General features: G+C 48.0%; 10 protein-coding genes. 2 read left to right on the forward strand and 8 right to left on the reverse strand.

The features are described from left to right. The first annotated feature begins 11 nt into the window (after window positions 1–11). Window positions 12–821, forward strand: a complete 810-nt coding sequence (locus tag AB4111_RS23250; protein WP_442033414.1) for a histidinol-phosphatase — start codon at window positions 12–14, stop codon at window positions 819–821. 471 nt (window positions 822–1292) lie between these two features. Here AB4111_RS23250 and AB4111_RS23255 read toward each other — a convergent pair whose 3' ends face one another. The 6 genes from AB4111_RS23255 to AB4111_RS23280 form a co-directional block, all read right to left on the reverse strand. After that, entirely contained in the window at window positions 1293–1925 is a 633-nt protein-coding gene (locus AB4111_RS23255; protein ID WP_442033415.1) for a GNAT family N-acetyltransferase, read from the reverse strand. A gap of 166 nt (window positions 1926–2091) precedes the next feature. After that, window positions 2092–2823 (reverse strand): metallophosphoesterase family protein, encoded by a 732-nt coding sequence (locus AB4111_RS23260; protein WP_442033416.1) that lies wholly within the window; start codon window positions 2821–2823, stop codon window positions 2092–2094. Window positions 2824–2880: 57 nt separating this feature from the next. Beyond that, window positions 2881–3855 carry a metallophosphoesterase gene (locus tag AB4111_RS23265; protein ID WP_442033417.1) on the reverse strand — a complete coding sequence of 325 codons (975 nt, stop codon included), beginning with the start codon at window positions 3853–3855 and terminating at the stop codon, window positions 2881–2883. Between the two features lie 175 nt (window positions 3856–4030). Beyond that, the gene (sdhB, locus tag AB4111_RS23270) at window positions 4031–4795 is read right to left on the reverse strand and encodes a succinate dehydrogenase iron-sulfur subunit (protein WP_253440596.1); all 765 of its coding nucleotides are present in this window, start codon (window positions 4793–4795) and stop codon (window positions 4031–4033) included. 536 nt (window positions 4796–5331) lie between these two features. After that, window positions 5332–7074: a succinate dehydrogenase flavoprotein subunit gene (gene sdhA, locus AB4111_RS23275; RefSeq protein WP_253440597.1), complete on the reverse strand. Its 1743-nt coding sequence runs from the start codon at window positions 7072–7074 to the stop codon at window positions 5332–5334. Between the two features lie 43 nt (window positions 7075–7117). Beyond that, window positions 7118–7786 (reverse strand): succinate dehydrogenase cytochrome b558 subunit, encoded by a 669-nt coding sequence (locus AB4111_RS23280; RefSeq protein ID WP_253440598.1) that lies wholly within the window; start codon window positions 7784–7786, stop codon window positions 7118–7120. A gap of 295 nt (window positions 7787–8081) precedes the next feature. On the opposite strand from AB4111_RS23280, the gene AB4111_RS23285 reads away from it, so the two are divergent. Next, window positions 8082–9005 (forward strand): LysR family transcriptional regulator, encoded by a 924-nt coding sequence (locus tag AB4111_RS23285; RefSeq protein ID WP_339237432.1) that lies wholly within the window; start codon window positions 8082–8084, stop codon window positions 9003–9005. Window positions 9006–9064: 59 nt separating this feature from the next. Here AB4111_RS23285 and AB4111_RS23290 read toward each other — a convergent pair whose 3' ends face one another. Together AB4111_RS23290 and AB4111_RS23295 are read right to left on the reverse strand one after the other, a co-directional pair. Then, window positions 9065–9736 (reverse strand): potassium channel family protein, encoded by a 672-nt coding sequence (locus AB4111_RS23290; protein ID WP_091020848.1) that lies wholly within the window; start codon window positions 9734–9736, stop codon window positions 9065–9067. 49 nt (window positions 9737–9785) lie between these two features. Continuing rightward, complete coding sequence (locus tag AB4111_RS23295; RefSeq protein ID WP_442033418.1) at window positions 9786–11126, reverse strand: TrkH family potassium uptake protein; 1341 nt, start codon at window positions 11124–11126, stop codon at window positions 9786–9788. Window positions 11127–11160: the final 34 nt, after the last annotated feature.

The following is an 11160-nucleotide window of genomic DNA, read 5'->3' on the forward strand; positions in this document are numbered from 1 at the left end:
AAGGATTCCATATGAAATTTGATCTTCATACACATCATTTTCGTTGTGGTCACGCAGACGGCAACATCCGCGATTATATAGAGGCAGGTATTAAGGCAGGGCTCCAGGCCATCGGTATCTCGGATCATACGCCATACTTTGGCAGTGAACTTGAGCAGGCATTTCCACGGATCGCAATGGGCAAGTCTGAATTGCAGCATTATGTGAAAGAAGTTCTTGCTCTGAAAGAAGAGTACGCTGGTAAAATCGATGTGTTACTCGGCATTGAATCGGATTACTTCCCTGTTCATGCAGATTTGTACCGTACTACACTAGGTCAGTATCCTTTTGACTATATTATTGGTTCAGTTCATCATACCGAAGATGTAAGCATCTTCAACAAAACGCGGTGGAACGGACTGAGCGATGCTCGCAAAGTTGAAGTGAAAGAAAGCTATTATTCATTAATCCGGCAATCGGCACGCAGCGGTATGTTCCAGATTCTTGGACACATTGATGCGATGAAGGGTAATTATCCACCATTCTCCGAAATTATCGCTGATCAGGCCATTGATGAAACGTTGCAGGTCATTGCAGAATCCAATGTAGCGATCGAAATTAACACATCTGGCAAAACCAAACTCAGCGGTGGCTGGTATCCCTCGGATGCCATTCTGGAACGCGCCCATCATTATGGGGTGAAGGTGACATTTGGGTCGGACGCTCATAAACCGCAGCGGGTTGCAGATGAGCTGGATGACGTTCGTACACGTCTGCTGGAGATCGGATTCACTGACTGGGTATACTTCAAGCAGAAACAGATGCAGGTTGTGCCACTGTAAAATAGAGCAAACACAAATCCCCCCACAGCGCGCTTGTTCGCGACGTGGGGGGATTTGTAGTGCCGTATATAAGAAAATATAATTATATTTTACACGATAACGGAGAGGACAGAAATAACGTGAAGAAGCGAAGTGTCCGCCTAAAAGCTTTCTGAAAGAAAGCTGCATCGAGAGCATCATACGCTATCAAGGGATTTTCTTTTTCAAAAGGAATCAAAGAATCTGGGGTTAACAGCGATCGGAAGGTTATTCTGTCATCGGAGTGACTGTGTAAATACTCCACAGTTAACTTATATGGACAAAAAAAATGAACCCGCTCGCGCGGGTCCCAACAGCATTATCTATTATCAAAAAGGGGGTCATGAGATAAGTTTACCCCCTGTCTGTTAGAGTTCAATTGCAGCTATATTTCATTTGTGTAACAAATGATTGAAGTTCGATTCATTCACGTTTTACTACTCTTACTCTATGTTATTGCGGCTTGTCAGATACCAGTGTGTGCAAGTCTTTCTCCTGAAGCGGGCGTACGTATTGTTCCCGATACATGCTATACACTTTGACATCCATCAGGGATTCTGATCCTTCGTCATCCTCATCATGCAGTCCGAACGAGGGAAGACTCCGCTCGTAAGTCATCCCTAGTTTGCTTAGCACCCGTTGTGACGGAACATTTGCCTCATAACAACGTGCCTCCACCCTCCACAGATGAAGATCATCAAATCCAAACTGCAGCAGCCGCTGTACCGCTTCGGTAGCCACACCTGTGCCCCAACAGGACCTGTTCAGGATGTAACCAATCTGTGCGGTACCATTCTGATCATTCCAGTGCTGGAATGAGGTAATCCCAATGACCTGTTCCTTGCCTCTCCAGCAGATCCCATAATGTAACGAATCCAGCTTGGCACTGCTGCTCCGTATCTGGTTCAATAACCGTCTCGCCCTGATCGGCGTGGGCTGGCTTCCCCTATTCACATATCGTATGACTTGAGGATCGGAAAAGAGTTCCGATAATGTGCTGTAATCACTTTGACGTAATGATCGCAGGACAAGACGCTCTGTCCACAAAGCCGGCAGACCTTGAACCAGCATTTTTCGGGTAAGCATGACTATCGCTCCTTTTGCCTAACGGGCTTGAGTCCGGTAAGACAAGCATGCTCTGAAGGTGATCCGGCGTAATAGCATATAAACTGATCCACGAACTTTAGTATTCGCATTATAGTATTAACATCATGCATCATTCAATTCCTAACGCTAAAGAGCCAAATGCTGACTACTCCTGCAACCCTCGGTAGATGCCCGTACGAATCTCACGGATATAGAAATCCAATGCAGGAACATTCGCGGACTGCGCAATCTGTACTTCCCGCTCAATATCATAAGGTACCCGCACAAATTGAACATTGAACGGGGTATTGATATCTTTGTTATCTTCACCCTCCAGAATACAGTAGGAAGCCTGGGGAAGATCGAGCGGATTACCGACACTACCTGCATTAAACAGTAATTTTCCATTCATATACTGCAAATATGCGTTATGCACATCCCCGTAACCTACAACATCTGCAACACCTTGCTCAGGCTCATCAGTCGGAGAATCAAACATCGCCAACCTCTTTTCCATCGCGTCCCACGGCTGCACACGATGGTACACACTTTGAGGTGAAGCATGGACCAGACGGATGGTGCGACCGCTCAGTTGAAACTGATAACTGAAGGGTAGGCTCGCCAAATACGCCAATCGTTCCTCACCCAACCGTTCTGCTTGCCACGTAAAGTTCTCGTTGTCCTGGTTAACCGCAACCAGTTCATCCCAGTTACCGCGGATGACAAGTTCGCACGCCGCTCTCACCTGATCCACAACCTGTACTGGTTCTGGTCCCTTGCCCACGAGGTCACCAAGACAAAAGATTCGCTCTACGCCGCGACTTCTGATATCTTCCAGCACCGCTTCCCAGGCAGTCATGTTGCCATGAATGTCGGATACAATCGCAATTCGTTCCATCTGGATAACCTCCATTCATGTTAAATCCTTTATGTTTTACGTTCATCTTATATTCTTTTATGTGGTTGATCCTTTGAGCTCAAAAACTGTTAATTCGGGTCTACACAGAAAACGAATGGGCAGTTGAGTCATGCCAAAACCACGATTCACATACACGGGCATCTGTGTCTGGGTGGTGTAATATACCCCCTGGACATTCGTGTAATACAACCCCTGAACATACTTGTGTGAACCTCGCGGAGTTGTCAGTGCCCCGATCCAGGGAAATCGTACCTGCCCACCATGGCTATGACCGGAAAGCTGCAATCCGAAACCATAGGGTGTGGCAATATCGGCATAATCCGGTTCATGCATAAGCAGCAATTTCCACACATCTTGATCCAATCCCTTGATGGCTTGGGCAGGATCAGGCCTGCCTGTAAGTGCGTCATCCAAACCAGCGATGGCTAGACGTTCGCCCCCTTGTTCGATCACTACATGTTCGTTCTGTAACAAAGTGAATCCAGCTTCACGGAACATGGTTGCCACTTCATTCTGCTGTCCGCCCCGATAATCATGATTCCCCAAAACCGCAAATTTGCCATACTTCGCTTGCATGGAGGCGAGTACCGGAATACATTCACGCATCGGCTCTGCTTCCCTCTCGACTATGTCTCCGGTAAAACAAATCAAGTCCGGTTGCTGCTCCTCAATCGTTGCTGCCAACTTCTTCATCTCTTTCGCCCCGGTATGAAAACCAAGATGGGCATCGCTGAACTGAACTACACGCAATCCGTCAAATGCTTTTGGGAACTTCGGAAGTTCCAGCTCCACTTGCTTGATTTCCAGACGACGCGGCTCCCAAAGCCAGGCATAACCTCCGGTGAGCAAGCTCGCACCCGCCGTCATCAAAATCATGCGCAATAAGAAACTTCGGCGAGAGGGATCATGATCCTTTTCCTCTCCAGGAAACACAGACTCTTCTGAACCTGTTGCCTTGTACGAGCGCTGGGACGGCGAGTTTTTGCTACCCTGACGCGGTGTCTCTGCCATATCTCCCCCTCCTTCTACGCTCCATATCCATCCCCTTAGTATATCATATTCTGCATGGGTAGCCCGGTTCCTCTGCTTCATCACAAAAAGAAGCCGGGATCTCCGGCATGTTACTGCACGGAATCACGACTTCTACTATGTTGCAGATTACACTTCTACACATGTTATGACGAGATTATACACCCAACCAGCGTTTGAACATATGCTTGGTTGTTTGTTTGTTCATTTCGGCAATGGAGGTTGTCAATGGAATGCCTTTCGGACAGGATTGCACGCAGTTCTGTGAGTTACCACAGCCCTCAATGCCTCCGTCTTCCATCAACGCTTCCAAACGTTCGTCGGCGTTCATCTCCCCTGTTGGGTGAGCATTGAACAGGCGCACTTGGGACAGTGCTGCTGGACCGATAAAGTCTGTTTTCTCATTGACGTTCGGGCATGCCTCAAGACATACACCACATGTCATGCATTTGGACAGCTCGTATGCCCACTGACGCTTCTTCTCAGGCATCCGTGGACCTGGACCGAGGTCATAGGTACCATCGATTGGAATCCATGCTTTTACGCGTTTCAGGGCGCTAAACATCCGGCTACGGTCGATGACCAGGTCACGAACCACCGGGAAGGTCTTCATCGGTTCGATACGAACGGGCTGTTCGAGCTTGTCGATCAGTGCTGCACATGCTTGACGTGGCTTGCCGTTGATAACCATGGAGCAGGCACCACAGACTTCTTCGAGACAGTTGGAATCCCAGCATACAGGAGCAATGGATTTGCCATCTGTATTGACCGGGTTCCGCTGAATCTCCATCAGGGCGCTGATCACATTCATGTTGGGACGGTACGGAAGCTCAAATTCTTCGTTGTACGAAGATGACTCCGGGCTGTCCTGACGGGTGATGATAAACTTGACGGTTTTGTTGGCTGTAGCTTGTTCCGCCATATCGTAGTCCCCTCCTCTGGTGACGATGATTGTATTGCTGATGCGCAAAGTTACTGGTTTGGTGCACGGGAGACGCTTCGTCAGCGGAATGCCCCTCTGATCGCTGTTGCTCCCCCATTTTACGGAATGAATCTGTATTGAATAAAATGGGGTATCAAAGGCGAGCGCTTCGCTTCTTCTGGGCATTTCCGCTTCCTCCGCTACGTCGTACACTGAGTCACTTTGCTGGAAACTGCACTCCTTTCATGCTGGATGGGCAGTATTCAAGTTCTGAAGCATCGCTAGGCGCTATGCTTCTTCTGAGCATTTCTGCTTCCTCCGCTACGTCGTGCAATGAGTCACTTTGCTGGAAACTGCACTCCATTCATGCTGGATGGGCAGTATTGAAGTGCTGAAGCATTGCTAGGCGCTTGCTTCTTCTGGGCATTTCCATCACTTTGATGGCAGTAACTTTGAAGAAGCTCTGCTTCTCCAAGTTCTCCTGCCTTCTCCGTATAGGTGCTTAACTATTCATTGCATGAATAGTACGGTACTTCTTAATCCTTGGAGTAATCCCGGATACGTGGTGGGATCAGGGATACATCTACCGGCTCGTACGAGATTTTCGGGCCTTCTTTCGACCAGCTTGCGATGGTCGTTTTCAGGAACTCTTCATCATTGCGTTCCGTGAATTCCGGCTTGTAATGCGCGCCGCGGCTTTCGTTACGGAGCAGAGCGCCGAGAGTCATTGCTTCTGCCAGTTCAATCATGTTCCACAATTGACGGGTAAACGCTGCACCCGGATTGTTCCAACCGGAGCTATCATACATGTTGATTTTGCCATAACGCTCTTTCAATTCCTTGATCTTGCCAATCGTGGCTTCAAGCTTGTCGTTGTAGCGTACAACCGTCATGTTGGCTGTCATCCACTCTCCAAGCTCTTTATGAATAACATAGGCATTTTCTGTACCTTGCATTTTCATGATGCCTTCGTATTTATCGCTTTGTTGTTTGGTGTGTTTCTCAAATACGGAAGAAGGGATATCTGCGGACGATTTTTTGAGTCCTTTGATATATTCAGCCGCCTTTGGTCCAGCCACCATACCACCATAGATCGCGGATACCAATGAGTTAGCACCCAGACGGTTTGCACCATGGTATTGATATTCACATTCACCAGCTGCGAACAGCCCCGGAATGTTGGTCATTTGGTTGTAATCTACCCACATGCCGCCCATGGAATAATGGACTGCCGGGAAGATTTTCATTGGGATTTTACGCGGGTCATCGCCCATGAACTTCTCATAGATCTCAATGATTCCGCCCAGTTTAACGTCCAGTTCCTTCGGATCTTTATGAGACAAATCGAGATAAACCATGTTCTCGCCGTTCACGCCCAGCCCCATATCCACGCAGACGCTGAAGATCTCACGTGTTGCAATATCACGCGGAACCAAGTTTCCGTAGGAAGGATATTTTTCTTCGAGGAAGTACCAAGGCTTGCCGTCTTTGTACGTCCAGATCCGTCCACCTTCACCACGCGCGGATTCAGACATGAGACGCAGCTTGTCATCCCCTGGAATGGCTGTTGGGTGAATCTGAATGAACTCCCCGTTTGCGTAATTTACACCTTGTTGATACACGGCACTTGCCGCTGTACCTGTGTTAATGACCGAGTTCGTCGTTTTACCGAAGATGATTCCGGGACCACCACTCGCCAGAATAACCGCTTCTGCCGGGAAGGTCTGTACCTTCATCGTTTTCAGATCCTGAGCTACGATCCCGCGACATACGCCTTCATCATCCAAAACCGCCTGCAGGAATTCCCAGTTCTCATATTTCGTAACCAGGCCCGCTGCTTCCCAGCGACGTACCTGTTCGTCTAATGCATAGAGCAATTGTTGTCCTGTTGTCGCTCCGGCAAATGCCGTACGGTGATGCTTCGTTCCTCCGAAACGACGGAAATCAAGCAAACCTTCCGGTGTACGGTTGAACATTACGCCCATACGGTCCATCAGGTGAATGATGCCAGGTGCTGCTTCGCACATTGCTTTAACCGGAGGTTGGTTCGCAAGGAAGTCACCGCCGTATACCGTATCGTCAAAGTGTACCCATGGGGAGTCACCCTCACCCTTGGTATTCACCGCTCCGTTAATGCCGCCTTGTGCGCATACAGAGTGGGATCGTTTAACAGGAACCAGTGAAAATAAATGAACATGGACTCCGGCTTCAGCCGATTTGATCGCCGCCATCAAGCCCGCGAGACCGCCGCCCACAATAATTACATTCGTTGATGCCATTGATGTTCACTCCCTTATAAGTCAGCATTTAAACACTAAATGCTTAGATTAGAACTGTTTTTACTACGTCAACCATTGAAGTTACTGCTTGGAAATCCATGCTCCGGAAAGCGAACAAGGAAGCAATAAACATAATGGAGATAATACCGAACAAGCTCATGCATACATAAGAGGACACACGCTGCGCACGCGGACCCACGGTAATCCCCCAGCTAACAAGAAACGACCACAGACCGTTGGCAAAGTGATAGGATGCCGCAACTACACTGATCAGATATAGAATAAATGTTACCGGATTCATCACAATATCGTGAATAACACCGCCCAGTTGTTCGTGGGTGACTGTACCCAGCGCAACCTGTACCCGCGTCTCCCATACATGCCAGATAACGAATACAAACGTAATGACACCACTGACCCGCTGTAACGTATAACGCCAGTTGCGTTCATTGCCAAAACGTCCCACGTTAGGCTTGGCCTGATATGCAATATACAGACCGTATACACCGTGATAGAACAACGGTAACCAGATAAGGAGCGTTTCCAAAACAATAACCAGTGGCAGACTGTTCAAGAATGCAACAGCACCGTCAAAAGCTTCTTTGCCGCCTTCAACTGCCGAGAAGTTCGTCACCAAATGCTCAACAAAAAACAAACTGAGCGGAATGACGCCAAGCAAGGAGTGCAGCTTTCTGGAGTAAAACCCTTTCATAAAATGTCGATCCCCTTTCGCTAAATACAACGTTTTCATAAATAATTTCACTTATCATGACACGAATCCTTTTCCATGAAAAGGTTCGACAAATTGTTCCGTTTTCCCCAGGTGTGAACAACTTGTGTCACGGTTCATGTTACTCCTTTTTTTCTTATAAGGGAATTGCAATATAATTATTAAATGTTATAACCTATAGGTATAAGCAGTGAAACATTGGGTTTACAGGCCATACAACATGAAAAACGATTAATCAAGGGCAAGAATCACACTCATGGAAAAGAGGTCATCGTTCATGTTCGAGGAGTTAAATGCATTTGCAGCGGTTGTGGAGCAGTCCAGCCTGAACCGTGCATCCAAGTTACTGAACTTGTCTCAACCCGCACTCTCACGCAAAATTTCCAAATTGGAGGATGAACTCGGGGTTGCTCTCTTCCACCGCCGTGGCAAACGACTGGAGTTAACCAGTGTGGGCCAGTTCGCCTATACCTTCGCGGTAGAGCAGAAACAGCAGCAGCAGAAATTTCTCACCATGCTCGCCCAGTATAAAGACGAAGAACAGAGCACCATTACACTCGGAGCCAGTCTGACGACGCTTCAAACCACGTTGCCACCTCTCGTCAATGCCTTTATGGAGAAACATCCAAATGCCGAACTGAAACTGTTGACGGGAAAAACACATGAAATTGTCTCGTTTGTGCGTGACAAAAAAGCCGATGTGGGCATTGTCGCCTCTTCCATCAGTGAAGTGGGACTTAACTGTGTGCCGCTCTTTGACGATCACCTGGAACTGGTTGTGCCGCTCACACACCCCTTGTCCGGTAAGGAAGCCGGGATGGAGCATCTGCAGGATCTGCCGATGATCACGTTCTCCAAAGGTACCTGGTATCGCAAATTAACGGACGACCTCTTCCAGCGCTGTGCCGTAATGCCGGATATTCGTATGGAGATTGATTCCTTCGAAGCGATCATCCGACTTCTGCCTTCCGCCAAAGCCGCTGCGCTATTGCCCAAGTCATATCTTCGTCCACAATTGCTCGCGGACAATGATCTTGTTTCTGTTCATTTGCCACAATTACAGCAGACCCGAAGAACAACCTGCATGATCTATGGGGATAAAGAGGGCCTCAGCGAGACCTCCAGACAATGGGTCAAGGAGACGGTTGCACTCTTTACAGCAAAGGCGCCATTGCCCTCACGGAGGACTACGACGCCTTAGCTTTGATCTGAATGAGCCAGGCTCCAACGTCTGGCTTCCATTTTAACTCATGATGATTATCAGCTCTCCTGGCTAATAACCTCTTCTTCAAATCGGTCGATATCTGCATTATTACCAATAATGACCATGATATCCCCCATCTGAAGCGAGTCTAGTGCTGTCGGAGCAATAATGACCCCGGCTTCTTTCTGTAACGCCACAATGCTGCAACCAAAGCGTACGCGTGCATTCAGGGTTGATAATGTTTTGTTGTGCAGACAGGCGGGAACCTTCATCTCAACAATACTGTAATCATTGGATAATTCGATGTAATCCAGCAAGTTCGGGGTAACCAGCTGGTGAGCAACCCGAATGCCCATATCCCGCTCAGGATAAACAACACGATCAATCCCCAGCTTATCCAGTGCTCTTCCGTGAAGAACGGAGATGGCCTTGGCTACGACCGTCTTGACGCCCAGCTCTTTTAACAGGATCGCGGTGAGAATGCTCGTCTGAATATCATCCCCGATGGCTACGATACCACAATCAAAATTGCGAATACCCAGAGAGCGCAACACTTCCTCATCTGTGGCATCGGCTACAACGGCATGGGTAACCAATTCACTCATGTCTTCGACGACTTCTTCATTTTTATCGATTCCGAGCACCTCGTAGCCGAGTTCCATTAATTCCTGTGCTAGACTGGAGCCAAAACGCCCAAGCCCAATCACCGCAAACTGCTGAGTTTTCATTGTTCTTCACGAACCCCTTATCCAAATCAAATTCATAACTCACTAAATTTTATCCAATAATCATTTTGCCTTCCGGATACCTGTATAACTCCTTACCCTTTTTCTGCCCAAGTGCATACGCTAATGTAATAGGTCCAAGCCTTCCTGCAAACATCGTAAAACAGATCAGGAGCTTGCCCAATGTGGTCAGCTTCAGCGTCAGTCCGAGCGATAATCCCACGGTGCCAAAGGCCGATGTCGTTTCAAAAAGGATCATCATAAAACTGGCTTCTTCTGTGGTGCTCAGCACCATCGTTACGGCTATGATGAACAAGAGCGCCAGTAATGTAATGGTAAGTGCCTTGAAAATCCGTTCCTGTACGAGACGATAGCGGAAAAACACGATATCTTCACGTCCACGCATCATCGCGATGACGGCACCAGCCATAATCATAAATGTCGTTGTTTTGATCCCGCCTCCGGTAGAGCCCGGTGATGCCCCAATGAACATCAGGATGATCATAAAGAACTGCGTTGCCTGTCTGAGTCCGGCAATATCTACCGTATTAGCTCCTGCTGTTCGCGGCGTAACGGATTGGAAGAATGAACCGAGAATTTTGCCACCCCAGTTCAGGCCACCCAGTGTCCGCGGATTGCTGAATTCGAATACGAAAATGACAAGTGCACCAAACACAATCAACAATCCAGTCATTAACAGGACAACTTTGGAGTGCAGGGACAGCTTTCGCGTTTTGCGGTAATCCACCAGGTCTGACAGCACTACAAAACCGATACCGCCAGAGACAATCAGGAACATCGCTGTAAAATTCACCAGCGGGTCATATACAAACCCAGTCAAACTGCGAAAATCCCCGAACATATCAAATCCGGCATTGTTGAACATAGAGATGGCATGCCAATATCCATAATAGATCGCCTGTCCGACCGGCATGTCAAATGACCAGCGAATTGCAAACAATGTGCCGCATATGCCTTCGATAATAAGCGAGTAGATCACAACTTTGCGAATTAGCCGGACAATGCCCTCCATCGTGCTCTGATTCATCGCTTCCTGCAGAATCAACCGTTCTCTAAGCGAAATCCGCCGTTTGAACGCAATGGCAACCAATGTAGACATCGTCATGAAGCCCAGTCCGCCAATCTGAATCAGAATCGCAATGACAACCTGACCCAGCACCGAGAAATGAGTGCCTGTATCCACCACAACCAAACCAGTGACACAAACGGCCGAAGTTGCTGTAAAGAGCGCATCAATAAACGCAAGACTGTCGCCGCTACGGCTGGATGCCGGAAGCATCAAGAGCAGTGTGCCTACCAATATGATGCCAGCAAACCCTAAGACAAGAATACGGGGTGGCGATAATCGTATCCATTGAACATTCAGTTTCACTTGAGTATCTTCCACCTCTTCTACAATGAAAATA

The organism is Paenibacillus sp. 2KB_22, assembly GCF_052115745.1.
Classification (GTDB): domain Bacteria; phylum Bacillota; class Bacilli; order Paenibacillales; family Paenibacillaceae; genus Paenibacillus.